This window comes from Bradyrhizobium sp. SPXBL-04, from assembly GCF_051853035.1.
Classification (GTDB): Bacteria; Pseudomonadota; Alphaproteobacteria; order Rhizobiales; family Xanthobacteraceae; genus Bradyrhizobium; species Bradyrhizobium zhanjiangense.
Genome location: NZ_CP182472.1, coordinates 6,978,781 through 6,997,529, shown reverse-complemented (window position 1 = coordinate 6,997,529; position 18,749 = coordinate 6,978,781). Strand labels below are relative to the sequence as shown.

General features: G+C 64.4%; 17 protein-coding genes. 6 read left to right on the top strand and 11 right to left on the bottom strand.

All coding sequences use genetic code 11. The features are described 5' to 3' along the window. The first annotated feature begins 52 nt into the window (after window positions 1–52). Both ACNJX8_RS33415 and ACNJX8_RS33410 read left to right on the top strand, forming a co-directional pair. Entirely contained in the window at window positions 53–1,279 is a 1,227-nt protein-coding gene (locus ACNJX8_RS33415) for an NAD(P)/FAD-dependent oxidoreductase (protein WP_439358219.1), read from the top strand. A gap of 429 nt (window positions 1,280–1,708) precedes the next feature. Continuing rightward, entirely contained in the window at window positions 1,709–2,842 is a 1,134-nt protein-coding gene (locus ACNJX8_RS33410; protein WP_439358218.1) for a hypothetical protein, read from the top strand. Window positions 2,843–3,881: 1,039 nt separating this feature from the next. Here the strand turns inward: ACNJX8_RS33410 and ACNJX8_RS33405 are convergent. The 8 genes from ACNJX8_RS33405 to ACNJX8_RS33370 all read right to left on the bottom strand — a co-directional run bounded on the left by ACNJX8_RS33405 (window position 3,882) and on the right by ACNJX8_RS33370 (window position 11,268). Beyond that, window positions 3,882–4,082, bottom strand: coding sequence for a hypothetical protein (locus tag ACNJX8_RS33405; protein WP_128935890.1), 201 nt, complete (start codon window positions 4,080–4,082; stop codon window positions 3,882–3,884). 294 nt (window positions 4,083–4,376) lie between these two features. Beyond that, window positions 4,377–6,518, bottom strand: coding sequence for a flagellar biosynthesis protein FlhA (gene flhA, locus ACNJX8_RS33400; protein ID WP_439358217.1), 2,142 nt, complete (start codon window positions 6,516–6,518; stop codon window positions 4,377–4,379). 374 nt (window positions 6,519–6,892) lie between these two features. Continuing rightward, on the bottom strand, window positions 6,893–7,195 hold the full coding sequence (locus ACNJX8_RS33395) for a copper-binding protein (RefSeq protein ID WP_128935888.1): 303 nt from the start codon (window positions 7,193–7,195) through the stop codon (window positions 6,893–6,895). 15 nt (window positions 7,196–7,210) lie between these two features. Further along, window positions 7,211–7,666 (bottom strand): cupredoxin domain-containing protein, encoded by a 456-nt coding sequence (locus ACNJX8_RS33390; protein ID WP_439358216.1) that lies wholly within the window; start codon window positions 7,664–7,666, stop codon window positions 7,211–7,213. 32 nt (window positions 7,667–7,698) lie between these two features. Continuing rightward, a complete protein-coding gene (locus ACNJX8_RS33385) occupies window positions 7,699–9,036 on the bottom strand; it encodes a copper oxidase (protein ID WP_439358215.1) in 1,338 nt (445 codons plus the stop codon). Window positions 9,037–9,049: 13 nt separating this feature from the next. Next, entirely contained in the window at window positions 9,050–10,474 is a 1,425-nt protein-coding gene (locus ACNJX8_RS33380) for a TolC family protein (protein ID WP_439358214.1), read from the bottom strand. Between the two features lie 9 nt (window positions 10,475–10,483). Next, on the bottom strand, window positions 10,484–10,768 hold the full coding sequence (locus ACNJX8_RS33375; protein WP_439358213.1) for a hypothetical protein: 285 nt from the start codon (window positions 10,766–10,768) through the stop codon (window positions 10,484–10,486). Window positions 10,769–10,845: 77 nt separating this feature from the next. Further along, window positions 10,846–11,268 (bottom strand): hypothetical protein, encoded by a 423-nt coding sequence (locus ACNJX8_RS33370; protein ID WP_420809130.1) that lies wholly within the window; start codon window positions 11,266–11,268, stop codon window positions 10,846–10,848. A gap of 174 nt (window positions 11,269–11,442) precedes the next feature. Here ACNJX8_RS33370 and ACNJX8_RS33365 point away from each other — a divergent pair, with 174 nt between their 5' ends. Further along, window positions 11,443–12,708, top strand: coding sequence for an MFS transporter (locus ACNJX8_RS33365; RefSeq protein ID WP_439362016.1), 1,266 nt, complete (start codon window positions 11,443–11,445; stop codon window positions 12,706–12,708). Here the strand turns inward: ACNJX8_RS33365 and ACNJX8_RS33360 are convergent. Further along, entirely contained in the window at window positions 12,705–13,112 is a 408-nt protein-coding gene (locus ACNJX8_RS33360) for a DUF4864 domain-containing protein (RefSeq protein WP_439358212.1), read from the bottom strand. The genes ACNJX8_RS33365 and ACNJX8_RS33360 overlap by 4 nt on opposite strands. Window positions 13,113–13,165: 53 nt before the next feature. Further along, a complete protein-coding gene (locus tag ACNJX8_RS33355; RefSeq protein WP_439358211.1) occupies window positions 13,166–13,801 on the bottom strand; it encodes a TetR/AcrR family transcriptional regulator in 636 nt (211 codons plus the stop codon). Window positions 13,802–14,053: 252 nt separating this feature from the next. Here ACNJX8_RS33355 and ACNJX8_RS33350 point away from each other — a divergent pair, with 252 nt between their 5' ends. The 3 genes from ACNJX8_RS33350 to ACNJX8_RS33340 are packed head-to-tail and all read left to right on the top strand — an operon-like array spanning window position 14,054 to window position 17,857. Then, window positions 14,054–14,551 (top strand): (2Fe-2S)-binding protein, encoded by a 498-nt coding sequence (locus tag ACNJX8_RS33350; RefSeq protein WP_128938320.1) that lies wholly within the window; start codon window positions 14,054–14,056, stop codon window positions 14,549–14,551. Further along, window positions 14,548–15,603 (top strand): FAD binding domain-containing protein, encoded by a 1,056-nt coding sequence (locus tag ACNJX8_RS33345; RefSeq protein ID WP_439358210.1) that lies wholly within the window; start codon window positions 14,548–14,550, stop codon window positions 15,601–15,603. Before ACNJX8_RS33350 ends, ACNJX8_RS33345 begins: the two co-directional genes overlap by 4 nt. Then, window positions 15,596–17,857, top strand: coding sequence for a xanthine dehydrogenase family protein molybdopterin-binding subunit (locus tag ACNJX8_RS33340; protein WP_439358209.1), 2,262 nt, complete (start codon window positions 15,596–15,598; stop codon window positions 17,855–17,857). Before ACNJX8_RS33345 ends, ACNJX8_RS33340 begins: the two co-directional genes overlap by 8 nt. 211 nt (window positions 17,858–18,068) lie before the next feature. Here ACNJX8_RS33340 and ACNJX8_RS33335 read toward each other — a convergent pair whose 3' ends face one another. Further along, window positions 18,069–18,617: a cupin domain-containing protein gene (locus tag ACNJX8_RS33335; protein WP_038972074.1), complete on the bottom strand. Its 549-nt coding sequence runs from the start codon at window positions 18,615–18,617 to the stop codon at window positions 18,069–18,071. Window positions 18,618–18,749: the final 132 nt, after the last annotated feature.

The following is an 18,749-nucleotide window of genomic DNA, read 5'->3' as shown; positions in this document are numbered from 1 at the left end:
CTACCTGCGCGGGCAGACCGCGGGATTGCTTTGGAAAGTAGTGTAGGCGGACATGGCGCGTATCGTCGTGCTCGGCGCCGGGTTTGCAGGCCTGTGGGCGGCCATCGGTGCTGCGCGCAAGCGCGACGAGATCGGCGCGAGCGGGCGGGACATCGAGATCCGCCTCATTGACCGCAATCCCTATCACAACATCCGCGTGCGCAATTACGAGGTCGACCTCGGCGAGGTTGCGCTACCGCTGCCCCAACTGCTCGATCCGATCGCCGTCAGCCATGGTCTCGGCGAGGTTGAGGCCATCGATCCGGCACATCGCGAAATCTCGCTGGTCACCAGCGGCGGCGAGGAGACGTTGCACTATGACCGCCTCGTGCTGGCGCTCGGCAGCGAGGTGATGCGTCCGGACATTCCAGGCCTTGCCGAGCACGCCTTCGACGTCGACACCTATGCTGCGGCGCTTCGCCTCGAGGATCATCTCGTCTCGCTCGGACGCAGCGCCCCGTCGCCGGGGCGTGCGACGGTCGTGGTGGTCGGCGCCGGCTTCACCGGCATCGAGGTCGCAGCCGAGATGCCGGCCAGGCTGACGCGTGCGGGCATCAGCGGCAGCCGCCGCATCATTCTCGTCGATCCCAATCCAGCGGTCGGCGCCACCATCGGCGCGCAGGCGCGTCCCGTGATCGAGACGGCCTTGGCCTCGCTCGATGTCGAGATGCGGCTCGGTGTGCGCGTCGTCTCGGTCGAGGCCGGCGGCATGCACCTGAGTTCGGGCGAGTTCATTGCGGCGCAGACGGTGATCTGGTGCGCCGGAATGCGTGCAAGCCCCTTGACGGCGAGCCTTCCGGACGCGCGCGATCGCCTCGGACGCATTCTGGTCGATCCCTTCATGCGGGTTGCGGATGTCGGCGGCGTGTTCGCGGCCGGCGACGTTGCCTCGAGCGTGATCGACGGGCTGCATCCGACCGTGATGTCCTGTCAGTTCGCGCGGCCCATGGGTCGCTTCGCCGGCCACAACGTGGTGGCCGATCTCGCCGGCCTGCCGATGTTGCCGCTGCGGATCGACTGGTACGTGACCGTACTCGATCTCGGTGCCTGGGGCGCGCTCTATACCGAAGGCTGGGATCGCGAGGTGCGCGCCACCGGCGCGGCTGCGAAGGTAACCAAGGAGACGATCAACCGCAGGCGAATCTATCCACCGCTCACAGGCAGCAAGGACGAACTCTTCGCTGCCGCCGCGCCGACGGTGCAGGCGCCGCCGCCGACTTATGGGGGGCCGCGTCGTTGAGCTGCTCGTGCGCCCTTCAGCCAGTCGAAACGAAACGTAGGCGACGGACTCGCACGGTCGAAATCGCCACGACCACGGAAGAGACCCGCTTTGCAACAGCCTCGCGTAGATGAGCGCAAGCGTTCAAACCAGAGCATCATCGGACATGTTGGAGCTTGTAGTCGGCAGCGCCTGGGGCGAACAGCTCCAGCGCGGCGGCTGCCGGCCTTCGTCCGCTCCGGGGCCCTAAGCCGACCTTGCCGCTAGCTGCCGAGAGGTCGGCAATTGGACCCGAAGCCGACCTTAGGCCGCCGCGCCGCGTCCGGAGCGGTTCTGCCTGCGTACGGGTGGCTTAGGTTGAATATGCTAGGCTCCATTTGATGGTCCGGTAGTCGACGCGATGAAGTGGGATCGCTTCATTGGTGTCAACAACTTAGCTGAGGTCGCGCCATGCCGTTCCGTTTCAGCATAGTTGTCACAGTCCTGCTTTTCGTGGGAGCTTCCGTATCGGGTGGCGAGTTGCAGGTAAATGGATTTCCCACCGATGCCAACTTCTTCCCGATTGGCGTTTGGTTGCAATCGCCGACTCGCGCTGCCTCTTACAAGGCAATCGGGATCAATACCTTTGTGGGATTGTACGAAGGACCCACTGAAGAGCAACTCGCCGCATTGGCGCGGCAGCACATGTTCGCCGTTGCCGGCCAAAACGACGTTGCGCTGAAATCGGTCAACCGGCACGTTATAAAAGCGTGGATGCAAGAAGACGAACCGGACAATGCCCAACCAATCGGGCCAGGACTGTACGGAACATGCATTCCAGCAATTGAAGTCGCTCGGCGTACGCAAGAGATGAAAGCCCGGGATCCAACGCGACCGATGATGATCAATTTCGGGCAGGGTGTGGCCAACGAATTCTGGCGCGGTCGTGGCCCCTGCAACGGTGATCAGGGATACTACGATATTGCGATCCAAGGTGCAGATATCTTGTCGTTCGACATCTATCCAGTGGGATCCACTACGCCTCAAGTTAAAGGAAGGCTGGAATATGTTGCGGGTGGCGTCACCAATCTCGCGAAGAGGGCTACCGATGGGCAAAGCGTATGGATGGCGCTCGAGACGACGGCACTAGATCCTACTCGTCGACCGACTGCGGCGGAAGTTCGGGCGGAGATCTGGATGGCATTGATTCATGGCGCGACAGGAATTTTTTATTTCGTGCATGAGTTTAAACCAACCTTCCGGGAAGACGCCATCTTCCGTTACCCCGATATCGTGGAGGAGGTCACGAGAACGAACCGATTGATCTTGTCTCTCTCGCCAGCGTTGAAGAGCCCAAGCGTATCCGGGGCTATATCCGTAAGCTCGCAGGTCCCGATCGCAACCATGGTGAAGGTGTACAAAGACAACACGTATATCTTTACCGTCGCGATGCAGAACTCTCCGTCCACAGCGCGGATCACGGTCAATAACGTTCATCAGACCAGTGCTCGGGTCATCGGCGAGGAGCGTAGCGTATCCCTCGCGCAAGGTTCTTTCGAAGACCAATTTGAAGGCTACGGGGTACATCTTTATCAAATTCCCTAGCAGGCCATTCTGGAGCGAACGGGATTTCGCCGCCCAAGCTGCGACTTCCGAATCTGGCCCGTAGCTGACCTTGCGGTGCGGTTCGCCGACGTCAGCTTTGATTCCAATTCCAGAAATTTGACACAGAGGCTACTGATCGAGACCAACCCGAGTGGGCCCAGTTACAAGCCATTGCGTTGCCTGACGGGCAAAACACCCCAGGCCATGGGCAATCAGCACCACCAAAAATATTTCACTTTATCGAAATTCGGAAACGGCGTATGTGTCGCCGCAACCCGGGCCCAAGGAAGAGGGGCGTATCGCGATCGTCACGAAGGCGGGCCGGGCGGCGGTGGACGTGGGTCACATCGGCGCGAAGGGTTTTGCAGGGCGGGTAACCGTGAGCAAAGGCCTCGCGCATACGACCGGTGTGATCGGGGTACGGCCAAATCGTGTCGTCCTGGCGCCCGGGGTCTGTGCGCCAAGTCTTGTGGTGATGTGGCGGCCCAACCGGGCACGTGCATCAGCCATCTGCAAGGCGACGGGGGCAATAGTGCATCGCTCCAGAGAGCACGACATACGCCGTTCCAACCACTGCGCAGGGAAGGCCGGGATGTCCTGGCTACACCTGTATGCCGCTGTGCAGATTTTCTCACTGCAATTTCGCACAGTGGACCGCGGGTGCCAGCGGGCTCCCGGTCTTCCCTGCGCCCTCTTTCATTTGAGGGTGAAGAGATAAAGCAAAGCTCGGGCGAAATGCGCCGCGAGGCTGCGAAGGTGTGTCTGCAATGAAGATGCGCTTGATGAAGCGGCCATGTCGTCCCACACTCCGTCATTGCGAGGAGCTCTTGCGACGAAGCAATCCAGACTATCTCCGTGGAGGGAGTCTGGATTGCTTCGCTGCGCTCGCAATGACGGGTACCCCAGACATGAGAAAGCGCCCGTGGGGGGCGGGCGCTTTCTGTAGTCGACTTGGGGTTGGGGTCGTCTACATATCCACGTGGCGACTTTGGGGGGCTGGTAAAGAGCCGCGTGAATTCACAAAACTCGTCAGATCTCCTTAGCGAACGAGGGACGCGTTCGAACTGGTGATAACGACCGGCTTGTCGGCCTTGATGACGCGGGCGGTCTGGGTCAGGCCTTCATCCGAACCCGTGCGTGCCGTGATGCCGAGGCCCGCCACCGCGATCCCTGCGACGAGGGCGACGACCACAATCTTCAAATGGGTCGCGCGATCAGCGCTGTAGATCGAGTGGTTCATGGAAGCCTCCTGCCGCCATCTACCCGAAGTAGTCGCCAGCCTTTCCCGGCCGGTTCATGCTTCCGGTGCCCAACAACCTAGTATTGGGAGGATTCGTTCCCAAGAGGCCATCACAAGGGCGTGAAAGGACGTGAAACGTCGCGATCAAAAACGCCGCTGGATCGTTCGATTATATAATTATTTCAAAGATGTAATGCGCCCGCTGGTTGCCTTTTCGATGCTTGGTCCACAAGGCGCCAGGAACTGAAAAACCATTTGCCTGTGGCCGAAAAACACACGGCTTCTTAAGGCAAATCAGATGCTTCCGACCGTTTTCAACCTCGCCCTAGGGTGGATTTCGGCCTGCGACAGCACGGTGGTCTGGGCTCGGAACCGTTCCACCAGGGAACGCACGAACGGACGAATTGCGGCAGAGGTGACCAGCACCGGCGCCTCGCCTTCGCGGGCGGCACGCTCGAAGGCTTCGCGCACGGCGGTCATGAACTCCGACAGTTTCGAGGGCTGCATCGCGAGGCTGCGCTCCTCGCCCTGGCCGATGATGGATTCGGCAAAGGCCTGTTCCCAGCGCGCCGACAGCGCGATCAGCGGCAGATAGCCGTTGTAGGAGGTGTTCTGCGCGCAGATCTGGCGCGCCAGGCGGGCGCGGACATGCTCGACCATGGTCGCGGGATTGCGCGAGAAGGCGAGCGAATCGGCGATGCCTTCGAGGATGGTCGAGAGGTCGCGGATCGAGATGCGCTCGGCGAGCAGGAGCTGCAGCACGCGCTGGATGCCGGAGACCGTGACCTGTCCCGGCACGATGTCCTTGACCAGCTCGCTCTGCTCCTTCGGCAGCTCCTTGAGCAGCTTCTGCACCTCGCCATAGGAGAGCAGGTCCGACATGTTGGCCTTGAGCAGCTCGGTGAGGTGGGTCGAGAGCACGGTCGCGGCGTCAACCACGGTGTAGCCCTTGAGCGAGGCCTCTTCCTTGAGGCTGGCGTCGACCCAGGTCGCGGGCAGGCCGAAGGTCGGCTCGGTGGTGTGGATGCCGGGCACCTGCACCTGGCTGCCGCCGGGGTCCATGACCATGAACTGGTTCGGCCAGATCTTGCCGGAGCCGGCGTCGACCTCCTTGATCTTGATGACGTAGGTGTTGGCCTCGAGCTGGACGTTGTCGAGGATCCGCACCGCCGGCATCACGAATCCCATCTCGATTGCGAGCGAACGGCGCAGCGCCTTGATCTGCTCTGTGAGGCGGTCGGTGCCATCGGGTCCGTTGACCAGCGGCAGCAGGGCATAGCCGAGCTCGATCTTGAGGTCGTCGATCTTGAGCGCCGCCGAGATCGGCTCTTCGGCCGCAGCCGCGCCCGGCGCACCCGGCATCCCCGGAGCAGGCGCGGCCTTGGCGGCTTCCTCGGCCTTGACGGCGGTCTTCTTGTGGTTGCGGGCGTGCCAGGCCAGCGCGCCAGCGCCGGCGCCGAGCGCGAGGAAGGGGATGGTCGGAATGCCGGGCAGGGCCGCCAGCACCAGCATAACCGCCGAGGACATGGCCAGGGCCTGCGGATAGCCGGAGAACTGCTTCATCAGCGCCTTGTCGGCGGCGCCGGAGACGCCGGCCTTGGAGACGAGCAGGCCGGCCGCGGTCGAGACGATCAGCGCCGGCACCTGGGTGACGAGGCCGTCACCGACGGTCAGCAGCGTGTAGCTGCGGCCGGCGTCGGCAAAGGACATGCCCTGCTGCGCCACGCCGATGATCATGCCGCCGACGACGTTGATGAAGACGATCAGCAGGCCGGCGATGGCATCGCCGCGGACGAACTTGGAGGCACCGTCCATGGCGCCGAAGAAGCCGCTCTCGTCCTCGAGCTCCTTGCGCCGCTCCTTGGCGACCTTCTCGTCGATCAGACCGGCAGAGAGATCGGCGTCGATCGCCATCTGCTTGCCGGGCATGGCGTCGAGGTGGAAGCGGGCGGCAACTTCAGCGATACGGCCCGAACCCTTGGTGATGACGACGAAGTTGACGATGATCAGGATGGCGAAGACGATGATACCGATGACGAAATTGCCGCCCATCACGAAGCTGCCGAAGGCTTCGATAACGTGACCGGCGGCAGCCGTGCCCTCGTGCCCGTGCGACAGGATCAGCCGGGTCGAGGCCATGTTGAGCGACAGGCGCAGCATGGTCGAGATCAGGAGGATGGTCGGGAAGGCGGAGAATTCCAGCGGCGCCTGAATGAACAGCGACGTCATCAGGATCAGGATCGAGAGTGTGATCGAGATCGCCAGGAACAGATCCAGCACGATCGCGGGCAGGGGGAGGATCAGCACCACCAGGATGGTGAGGATGCCGAGCGCCAGCGCGATGTCGCCGCGCTTGAGGATCGTGACGATCTCGTTGAGGGAGGGAATCGAGGGCCTTGCTGCGCCTACGCCCTGTCCTGCGGTGACGTCGACCATGGTAGCTGCCTCCCCGCGCGACTGCCGTCCGCGCGCCCCAAACGTCTGCGCGGCGGCCGAAGGGCCGCCGCTCCGAAAGTGAGGCACCGCACTGGCGTCCACGGGGGATCTCCCGTTCTACCCGGCTGACGACACTCGACTTCACCCGGCAATTTTTGCCCGGTGTATGGTTAGCAAAGGGTTAACGGAGGGCGCGGCAGGGGCGCGGGGCGGGTGTTTCGGGCCACCAAGGGTTGTCATTCCGAGGCGCCCGAAGGGTGAACCCGGAATCCATCGTGCTGCAGGTGTTGTGGGGAATTTTCTGATGCGCAATTGCGCATCATAGCTCGCGCCAAGAGGCGCGCGCCCCGGAATGACGGCTGAAGAGCGGTCGCCTACTTCGCCTTCTCCATCTTCGTCACCGTGTACCCCGATGCCGCCTCCTCGGCCTCGAAGGTCACCTTGTCGCCGACCTTCACCTGCTTGAGCATCGCTGTGTCCTTGACGCGGTAGACCATGGTCATGGGTTCTTCCATGCCGAGGCTCTTGGCCGGCCCGTGCTTGAGCGTGATCTTGCCGGCGCCCTCGTCGATCTTCTTGACCTCGCCACTGATCGAGGCAGCCCCGGCTGCCAGGGCTCCAGTGGCAACGCCTAACGTCAGCGCCAGCGCTGCAGTGATACGGATGATGCGGTTCATGGGGGTCTCCATTGCTTACTTCACGGTGACGTGGCCGACCATGCCGTAGTCGCGGTGGTCGGGAATCAGGCACGAAAATTCGAACGTGCCGGCCTTGCTGAACTTCCAGACGATCTCGGCCGTCTTGTTCGGGGCAAGTCGCACTCCGTTCGGATCGTCATGCTCCATGTGCGGATGCTTCTTCATCACCTCGGCATGCGCGAGATTCTCCTTCGGTGTGGCGAGCAGAAACTCGTGATCCTCCTTGCCGACATTGCGCAGCACGAAGCGGATCTGCTCGCCGCGCTTCACGTTGATGTTCGACGGATCGTACGACATCTCGCTCAGCGCGATCTCGATGGTGCGCGCCGGCTTTTTGGGATCGCCGGGCTCGCCCGCTGAAAAGGACGTATGGCCGTGATTTTCGTGCGCACCGGCGGACGAGATCGAGAGCGCTGCCAGCGCGAGGACGAATGTGACGGTCTTCTTCATTGTAGTCTCCAGTTGGTGGTTCATCGAAACGCTCACATCTTCATGTGCTTCATCGGGGGGCTGCCTGGTTTTTGCCGTGCCGGCTCTGTGGTTGGCGCCGTGACCTCGTAGGCGACGGTGCCTTTCGGGAATTGGTAGGGCCCGGGATCGCGGTAGTCGTCGCGGGCGAGGTCCTCGCGGATCTTCATCACCGTGAACATGCCGCCCATCTCGATCGGCCCAAACTGGCCGGTGCCGGTCATCATTGGCAGCGTGTTGTCGGGCGCGGGCATCTCCATGTTGCCCATCGCCATGCCGGTCGAGCCCATCGCCATGCTGTCAGGCGCGAGCTTACCGACGGCCTTCGCGAGATCCTTGCGCGACACGCCGATCAGATTGCGCACCTCGTGTCCCATCGCATTCATGGTGTGGTGCGACTTGTGGCAGTGGAAGGCCCAGTCGCCGGGATTGTCGGCGAGCACGTCGAACACCCGCACCGCGCCGACCGGCACGTCGGTCGTCGTCTCCGGATATTGCGCGCTCTCCGGAATCCAGCCACCGTCGGTGCAGGTCACCGCAAAGCTGTGGCCGTGCAGGTGGATGGGATGGTTGGTCATGCTGAGATTGCCGATGCGCACGCGCACCTTGTCGCCGAGCCTGACCGGCAGCGGATCGATGCCAGGAAACACCCGCGCGTTCCAGGTCCACATATTGAAATCGGTCATCTCATTGACCAGCGGCAGATAGGTGCCGGGATCGACGCGATAAGTGCTCATCACGAAGACGAAGTCGCGGTCGACGGGCCGGAAGTTTTGATTGCGCGGATGCACGACGACCATGCCCATCATGCCCATCGCCATCTGCACCATCTCGTCGGAATGCGGGTGGTACATGAAGGTCCCGCTCTTCTTCATCTCGAATTCGTAGACGAAGGTTTTTCCCGGCTGGATGTGCGGCTGGGTCAGCCCGCCGACACCGTCCATGCCGCTCGGAATGATCATGCCGTGCCAGTGCACGGTGGTGTATTCGGGCAGTCTGTTCGTGACGAAGATGCGGACCTTGTCGCCCTCCACCGCCTCGATGGTCGGGCCCGGCGACTGGCCGTTGTAGCCCCACAAATTCACCTTCATGCCTTCCGCGAACTCGCGCACCACAGGCTCGGCGACGAGATGGAATTCCTTCCAGTCGCCGTTCATGCGGAACGGCAGCGACCAGCCGTTCAGCGTGACCACGGGCCGGTAGGCCGGACCGCTGATCGGATGCAGCGGCGGCTGCATCACCACCTTGTCCATGTGCGGGGCCTCCGGAATCGACGCGGCCTGGACGCGGCCGCTGATGGCTGAGGCGCTGGCAAGCGCGGCTGTGCCCAAAAATCCTCGGCGGGAAAACATGTCGGCCTCCATGTCAGTGGCCGCCATCGGCAGGCGCTGCCGCGGCGATGGTGGTTGGATTGTCGCTGCCGGCCGCAGGCGAGCCGCCGCCGTTGACGACGGTCTGTAGGTCGGATTGGGCGAGGAAGAACCTTTGCTTTGCATCGATGGCGCCGCGCAGCGACGCCAGGCGCTGCCGTGCCTCGGTGAGCAGCGCAAAAATGTCGACCTGCATGCTGGAGAAACGCAGCTGCATCTCCTCTGTGATGATCTTTCGCAAGGGGATGATCTCGCGCTGGTAGTGGCTGGCGATGTCGTAGCTGGAGCGATAGCTGCGATAAGCGTCGCGTGCTTCCGAACGGACGTTGACGGCGCGCTCGGTCAGGCGGTTGAAGGCGAGATTGTAGGTTTCCGCCGTCTGGCGCACGCGGACCTCGCCGCCGTCGAAGATCGGGATCTGGAACTGGACGTCGAAGCCGCGCTCGCGGAACGGCGCACCTTCCGGATCCTGGGTGCGGCGGGAGATGCCGGCTAGATCGAGCAGGGTGACGAAGCGCGTCGCCTCGGTGAGATTCAGCGATTTCGCCAGCGCCGTCAGCTCCAGCCGCGCGATCTGCAGGTCAATGCGATGGGCCACCGCGTCGGTTTCGATCGAAGGCAATGTGTGCGGTCGGCGCGGCAGCGGCGGCAACGCGTTCGGCAGGCGGAAGTCGAGGCCGCCGTCCCACAGTCCCATCAGGCGTGCGAGCCTTTCGCGTGCGCTCGCTGCCGTCTGCCGTGCGGTGGCGAGGTCGGCGGTGGTCTCGGCGTAAAACACCTGCTCGCGCGCCTGGTCGAGCTTGTTGAGCGAGCCGGTTTCGCCGAGCTTGACCGCGAGCTGTGCGGTCGATTCCGCCGTCGCCTTCGCGTCCGTCAGCAGCACCACCATCTCGTTGCCGGCAACGGCGCGCCAATAAGCGCGGCGGACGTCGGCGGCGAGCCGCAATGTTGCCAGTGCCGCGCGCAATTGGGCCTGGCGAAAACGGTCGCGGGCGATGTCGGAGCGGAACGGCAGGGTGGCGAGCGCGAGGATGTCACCCACCACCTGGCGCTCGATCTCGCTGGCGCCATTGCCTGAGATCCGCGAGATCGAGAACACAGGATTGGGCGGCAGGCTCTGCTCGACCAGATCGGTCTCGGCCAGCGCCAGCTCGTTGTAGGCCGCTTGCAGCCCCTTGTTGTTGAGCAGCGCGATCTGCACGGCAGTGTCTGCGGTCAATGTCCGCGACAGCAGCTGGCGCATGCGCCCGTCAACTGCGCCCTCTCCCTCGCTTGTTCGCACGAAGGCGACGTCCTTGCTGATGCTCTGGCTCGTCAGCTCCGAGACTGTCGTCATGCCGCTGTCGGGCGACAACGCGGCGCAACCGGACAGACTGAGCGCAGCGAGAACGAGCAGGCTTCGCGCGAAATGATGTGCCATGGCGCGCTCCTACCGGTCTTGCTTCGGCTGCGGCGCGACATTCTCGTTGCGCTCGCGCCATGGTGCCGGCGTCGCCGGCCGCAGGCTGCTGTAGGGCGCGATCGTGGAACGATAGATGGTCGGCGCCACCTTGGCCGCGGGATCGGCAGGATCCGCGGCGGCGATGTGTGTCGTTGCGGGCATGCAGCCGGCCAACGCCAGCACAATCACGGTCAGCAGCGACCAACTAAATAGAAAATGTCGTCCACGCGCCGCGGATGCGGCGGCGGACTTCGCCCCGGAAAGCGTCAACATGATTCATCCCTGATCTGTCCGTAAAGACCACAGGTTCGCGCGCAGACGCGCGCTCGGCCTGAGGTCGTCGCGTCAGATCAGGCGATGGGAGGGCGGTAGTGCAGGGGCGGCGTCGCGCTGTGCAGGCTGGCCACGATCTCGGGCGCGCAGGCGGAGATGGGCTGAAGCGGCTTGGCGACGCTGGGCAGATCGGTCGGCAGCGCACTCACGCACATCATCCCGCAGCACGGTCCGGTGGTGCCCTTGCCGCCATGATGATGCGGAGCGGGCGCGTCCTGCGCAGCGGTCTGGTGATGCGCATGCGCTCCCGCGTGGTCATGCGAGGGAGCGCCATGCTGATGGCTTGCCTGCATCTGGTGGTGCGCCGGCGCGAGATCGGCGAGCGGGGCCTCGTCCGCAAGGCACGGTGCCGGACCGCTGCCCCAGGCGAGCGCTGCTGCGGGCGCGAGCACGCAGAACAGATAGGCGAGGGCAACGAGGCGCCCCACCCTGATCCGCATCGATCGTGTCAATCGCAACAGCATTCCGCCGACATGTTCCCCGCGCGGCAATGTTGCACACGCTGATTGCAAACTAGTGGCAAAACCCGCGTTCGCCAAGCTCCTTCTTACCGCAGTGCACCGCGCATGCCCAATATCGCGCCACGATGCTTGACCATGTGGCAATCAACGAACATGGTCCGTTCCGTGCACGCGCCAAATCATCCAGGACAAACCCCGGCTTCATTCACCCCTGATTCGCGTCAGGCTTGGATACGGCTGGTCATTGCGCTCCTGATCGGCTCGATCGGCGCCGTCGGCATGTGGGCGGTCGTGGTCGTGATTCCCGTGGTGCAGACCGAATTCGGTGCCACACGCGGCGCGGTGTCGCTGGCTTTCACGCTGATGATGTTCGGTTTTGGGCTGGGCGGCGTGATCGCCGGCAAGATCACCGACCGGTTCGGCATCGTGCCGGCGATGGCGATCAGCATCGCCTTTCTCGGCATCGCCAACGTGCTCGCGGGGCTGTCGACGCAGCTCTGGCAGTTCGTGGCGGCGTATTTCCTGATCGGGCTCGGCACCTCCGCGACTTTCGCGCCGCTGATGGCGGAAGCCTCGCATTGGTTCGAGCGCTATCGCGGACTTGCGGTGACCATCGTCGCCAGCGGCAATTATGTCGCCGGCACGATGTGGCCGCCGATCGTGAGCTGGGGCACGCAGACCGCCGGCTGGCGCTACACCCATATCGGCATCGGCCTCGTCTGCGCGAGCACGATTGCACTTCTGGTCCTCGTCCTGCGCGCGCAGATGGGCGACGACCATATCCGCGATCATGCCAATGCGCCGCCGCCGCGGGTCGATCTCAAGCTGTCGACCAACACGCTGACGGTGCTGCTCTCGATCGCCAGCATCTCCTGCTGCGTCGCCATGGCGATGCCGCAGGTGCATATCGTCGCCTATTGCGGCGATCTCGGTTATGGCGTGGCGCGTGGTGCCGAGATGCTGTCCTTGATGATGGGCTGCGGCATCGTCAGCCGGATCGGGTCGGGCTATCTCGCCGACAAGATCGGCGGCATCCGCACGCTGCTGGTGGGATCGCTGGCGCAGGGCTTTGCGCTGGTGTTCTATTTGTTCTTCGATAGCCTCACTTCGCTTTATCTGATCTCGGCGATGTTCGGCCTGTTCCAGGGCGGCATCGTGCCGAGCTATGCCATCATCGTGCGCGAGGCGATGCCGGCGAGCGAAGCCGCAACGCGCGTCGGCATCGTGATCTTTGCGTCCGTGTTCGGCATGTCCTTCGGTGGCTGGGTGTCGGGCGTCATCTTCGATGCCACCGGCTCGTATGCCGCGGCATTCGCGAACGGCGTGGCGTGGAATGCGCTGAACATCGGCATCGTCGTGCTGCTCTTGATCCGCTCGCGGATGGGCTCGGTCAAGACCGGCCCGGGTTTTGCCACCTAAACGGACTGTCCCGCCTTCAGCAGCGAGCAGCCGGTGATCTTGTAGCTGCCATCCGGCTGTTGCTCGAGCGTGTAGAGCGCCTCCCAGGCCTCGCCATTGGCATCGATGATATGGACGCGCTGGGCGATCCAGTCGCCGTCGGTCTTGCTCTCGCCAAATTCGAAACTCTTGTGACGATAGACCGGCGCGTAGCCGTTCTGCACCATGGACATGAAGATGTCGGGTGCGGGAAAGATCTCCTTGATCGCCGGTGCCGCATAGGAATAGGCCGCCGTCGCATCGTCGCGAACGAAGGCTTGCTCCTGGGCGCGGATGACGCTTTGCGCCGCCGTGACATCGCCGGCGCGTGCGGCGAGGAGACTAAGGGCAATCGTGAGGGCGACGACCAAGGCTGCGATGCGCATGACAGGCTCCGCGTCGATATCCCGACGGTGGCGATGCTAGCACATCTCCGCGCCTACCGCTTCCGCCTCGGCGCCGATTTCGCTGGCCTGGCTGCGCGCGCCTTGGCCTTCTCTGGCTGCACCCGCAGCCCGTCGATGAACACGTCGAGGAGCCGCAGCGCGGTTGACTGCCAGCCGGGCTGGTCGTGGATGTAGCACATGCCGAAGAACGCGCGCAGCAAGTCCTCGGCACTGATGTCGGCGCGCATCTCGCCGGCCGCGATTGCGCGGTCGAGCAGCGAGCCGGTCGCCTTCGTCAGCCGATCGAACGAGAAGGCGTGCAACTCGGACCCGCTCTGCACCGCGAGCGCCAGGGCTGCCATCATCCCCTTCTTGGTGGCGACGAATTCGACACCTGAGCGCAGCCAGCGCCTGAGCGCATCGACGGGGTCCTTGGCGTTCTTCAGCTGTTCGGCGAGTTCGCTGAGCTGCTCGACCTCGCGCCGGTACACCGCCTCGAACAGATCCTCGCGCGTGGGAAAATGGCGGTAGAGCGTGCCGATGCCGACGCCCGCGCGTTTGGCGACCGCTTCCAGGCTCGCTTCGGGGCCGCCCGCGCTGAACACCAGCTTCGCCGCTTCGAGCACGCGCTCGCGATTGCGCACGGCGTCGGCGCGGGGCTTTCGGGTCTGGTCGGTGTGGTCGTCCATATCAGGCAATGTAGATCACGAATTGGTTAGATTGAACACTTCTTGAACCCTTGGCGAGCCGCATCGCGTTGTACGCGCATGGGCTTTTGACGAATTCCAAATATTTCCGAGCGGCTCTTGTTAAACGGAGGGTGCCTCCGTATCTTCGCTTGAGCGTCGGCCGCATCATGTCCGGGCGACGCCACGTTGACGGCGGCCACGGCGGTGGCGCGCTGCACGACTAGTCATGTCCATATCTGATCGGAGCCTTGTATGAACCACTCCATCAGCCTCACCGTGAACGGTGCGCGGCGCGAATTCGTCCTCGACGATCCGCGCGTCACGCTGCTCGATCTCCTGCGTGAGCGCCTTCATCTGACCGGAACCAAGAAAGGATGCGACCGCGGCCAGTGCGGTGCCTGCACCATTCTCGTCGACGGCAAGCGCATCAACTCCTGCCTCGCACTCGCCATCAGCCATGACGGCGCCGACATCCTCACCATCGAAGGCGTTGCGCGCGGCGACCAGCTTCATCCGGTGCAGGCCGCCTTTATCGCCCATGACGGCTTTCAGTGCGGCTTCTGCACCCCCGGCCAGATCATGAGCGCCATCGGCATGATGAGCGAGGCGCAGGCCGGCAACGATCCCGAGCGCATCCGCGAATGCATGAGCGGCAATCTGTGCCGCTGCGGCGCCTATGCCGGCATCGTCGATGCCGTGCTCGACGCGCAAGGACGCATGGACGAATCCAATCAGAGGCGCTCCGCATGAAACCGTTCGATTATGTCAGGCCCGCCACGGTCGCCGAGGCCGTTGCCGCCGCGGCCCAGCAGGGCGCCGTCTATCTCGCCGCAGGCACCAATCTGCTCGATCTGATGAAGGGGGGCGTCAGCCGTCCGGATCGTCTCGTCGACGTCACGCATCTCGATGGGCTCGACGGGATCGAGCGCCTCGCCGACGGGTCGTCGCGGATCGGCGCGCTCGTGAGCAACGCCGATCTCGCTCATGACACCGAGTTCGCGAGATCGTATCCCGCGGTCGCCGAAGCGCTGCTCTCCGGTGCATCCGCGCAACTGCGCAACGCCGCGACGGTCGGCGGCAATCTCCTGCAACGGACGCGCTGCGCATATTTCTACGACACCGCGAGCCGCTGCAACAAGCGCGAGGCCGGCAGCGGTTGCGATGCGCGTGAGGGCGAGAACCGCAGCCATGCCGTGCTCGGCTGGAGCGAGAACTGCATCGCCACGCATCCGTCCGATTTCTGTGTGCCGCTGGTCGCACTCGACGCCGTCGTCGAGATCGAGGGCAGGAACGGCCGGCGCGAGATCGCGCTCGACGGACTGCACCGCCTGCCCGGCAATACCCCGGAGCGCGAGTCGGCGCTCGAGCCCGGCGACCTCATCACTGCGGTGCGCCTGCCGCCTGCGGCGCGCGGCTTTGCCGCGCATGCGCGCTACCTCAAGGTTCGCGAACGTACGTCCTATGCCTTTGCCGTGGTATCGGCTGCGGCCGCATTGCGGATCGAGAGCGGCAAGATCGTGGAGGCGCGGCTCGCGCTTGGCGGCGTCGCGGCAAAGCCCTGGCGTGCGCGCGCCGCGGAGGATGTTCTGAGGAGCGTCGCGCCCACGGCCGACGCCTTCCGGGAAGCCGCCAGCCGCGCGCTCACCGATGCAAAGCCGTCCGGCGACAATGCTTACAAGATCGAGCTCGCGCACCGCATTCTCGTGCGCGCGTTGACGCTGGCCGCAGCCGGTACGCCCGCGCGCCTGCCGGCGCTGCCGGCCTCTCCCTTTGCCTCGACCTCCGGAGCCATCCATGCCTGAGCTCAACCTGACCAGTGCGCCCGCCCATCTGCGCCACGGCTCGAATATCGGCCAGCCGCTGACCCGCCGCGACGGCATCCTCAAGGTCAAGGGGCAGGCGATCTATGCCGCCGACAATCATCCGCCCGGCATGCTGTTTGCGGTGATGGCCGTCGCCAGCATTTCGCGCGGCCGTGTGACCTCGCTCGATGTCGCCGCTGCCAAGCGCCATCCCGGCATCGTCGACGTCATGACGCCGGACCACAAGCCGCAGCTCGCGGTCGACCCGGAGATCAAGACCAATCCATTCGTGTTCCGGATGGAAGTGCTGCAGAGCAATGAGGTCCGCTACGCCAATCAGCCGATCGCCGTCGTGATCGCCGAGACGCTGGAGGCCGCAACGGAAGGCGCGGCGCTGCTGGCGCCGCGTTACGAGACGCTGCCCGCGCTGATCGGTCTCGATGCCGGCGAAAGTTTCGTGCCGCCGGTCGTCGGCGTCGGCAATCCCGCGGAGCATCACCACGGCGATGTCGAGGCGGGCCTTGCCTCGGCCGAGAAGCAGATCGACGCGGTTTACGAGACGCCGCCGCAATATCACAACGCGATGGAGCCGCATGCGATCGTCGCCAGCTGGAACGGCGACAAACTGTCGGTCGACATGCCGACCCAGGGTTTGACAATGTCGCTGGCGCGTATCGCCGAATTGTTCGGCATCGCGCACGACAAGATCCACATCCGCAGCCCGTTCCTCGGCGGCGGCTTCGGCTCCAAGGGGCTGATGGCCGGCCCGCCGACGCTCGGTATCATGGCGGCCAAGCTGGTCGGCAGGCCGGTCAAGCTCGTGCTGCGCCGTGAGCAGATGTACGGCCCGGTCGGCCATCGCGCGCCGACGCGCCAGCGGTTGCGCATCGGCGCCGACGGTAAGGGGCATCTGACCGCGCTCGATCATCATGCCCGCACTGTGTCGAGCACGTTCGACGATTTCTACGAGCCCGCGGCCGGCGCCTCGCACTCGCTCTATGCAGCCCCTGCAATCCGCACCTCGCATGACGCCGTGCGTGTCAACACCGGCACGCCGTTGTTCATGCGCGCGCCCGGCGAGGCGACAGGATCGATCGCGCTCGAAAGTGCGATCGACGAGATGGCCTGGGCCTGCGGCATGGATCCGCTGGCCTTTCGCCTCAAGAACTACGCCGAGGTGGAGCCGATCACCGGCAAGCCCTTCTCCTCGAAAGCGTTGCGCGCCTGCTACGAGCAGGGCGCGGCGCGCTTCGGCTGGGCGAAGCGCTCGCTCCAGCCACGGCAGATGCGCGACGATGCCGGCCTGCTGGTCGGCTGGGGCATGGGCACCGCGACCTTCCCGGCGCTGATGTTCCAGGCCGAGGCCCGCGCGGTGATCCGCCGTGACGGCTCCGGCGCCATGGAGATCGGCGCGCATGACATGGGGCAGGGCGCCTGGACGGCATTGGCGCAAATCGCCGCCGATGCGGTCGGTCTCGACATGGACCGCCTCACGTTCAAGGCCGGCACGTCCGACCTGCCCGATGCTGGCATCGCCGGCGGCTCGGCGCACACCGCGACCGCTGGTGCGGCGATCCACAGCGCCGGCGCGGCCGTGATTGCAAAGCTCGCCGATCTCGCCACGAACGATGAGCGCTCGCCACTGTTCGGTGCCGGCAATGCCGGCGTGGTCGCGCGCGACGGAAAGCTGTTTCGGCGCGACGACCTGGGCCGCGGCGAGAGCTATGCCGAGATCCTGGCACGCGCTGGCGTCTCCGAGGTCGAGGCGCGCGGCACCGGCGCGCCGAACCCTGCGGCGATGGAGGAATACGCGATGCACGCCCACGGCGCGGTGTTCGCGGAGGTGAAGGTCGATCCCGAGCTCGGCCAGGTCCGGGTCACCCGCATGGTTGGCGCCTTCGCGGCGGGACGCATCGTCAATCCGCGGATGGTGCAGAGCCAGCTGTTCGGCGGCATGATCTGGGGTCTGTCCTTCGCGCTGCACGAGGAGGCCATCACCGACCGCCGCAGCGGCCGGATCATGAACGCCAATCTCGGCGAGTACCACATCCCCGTAAATGCCGACGTGCCGCCGCTCGACGTGATCACGGTCGAGGAGCATGACCCCCACGTCAATGCGCTGGGCATCAAGGGTGTCGGCGAGATCGGAATCACCGGCAGCGCCGGCGCGGTCGCCAACGCGGTCTGGCATGCGACCGGCGTGCGTGTCCGCCGCTTTCCGATCAGGATCGAGGAGTTGTTGGCGCAGTTCTAGTTGCCGTTCCGGAACAAAGCGGCCCCGGAGTGCCTAGGAGTCCGGGGCCATAACCTCAGCACCTTTTGCGCGAGGCTGCTCGGCTACGTGATGACCGTTAGCCCAGGTTCGGCCAGCGGACATTGAGGTGGCTCAAGCGCGCTGAGAATTCGAGCGTGACCAAATTCCTTGAGTTAGCGCAAGAAGGCTGGCGGGCCGACGCGGGCTCGCTTCAGAACGTCGGCGGCGTGCAGGCCGAGATCACTTCGCACGGCTTGCCGCCGACGCAGCGGAAGCGATGCGGGCGGCGGCTCTCGAAATAATAGGCATCGCCCGGATTGAGGATGCGGCGCTCATCCTCGACGGTCACTTCGAGCTTTCCGGAGATCACGATGCCGCCTTCCTCGCCATCATGGACGAGGTGGACGCGCCCGGTATCGCTGCCGGGCTCGTAACGCTCCTTCAGGATCTGCAGGCTGCGGCCGAACAGATTGTCGCCGACTTGTTGGTAGGAGATCGGCTTCTTGCCGACCTCGGTCAGCTCCTCGGCGCGGTAGAAGATCTTGCGCCTCGACTCCGGCTCCAGCGCGAAGAACTCGGCGAGCCCCATCGGGATGCCGTCGAGGATGCGCTTGAGCGCGCCGACCGACGGGTTCATCTGGTTGGATTCGATCAGCGAGATCGTCGAATTGGTGACGCCTGCTCGCTTTGCCAGCTCACGCTGCGACAGCTTGTGGCGCGCCCGGATGAATCGCAGCCGTCCACCGATGTCGACGCTCATGCCTTGGTCTCGTGTTGCAGGTGTTGCGGATCGCGCAAATATGGACCGACAGCCCTAGTGAAATCAATGGTTTGCAGCTGATCAGAAAAGGACTTGTTGCGCCTTATGAGCCGTGGCTCTGGTAGCAGGTCA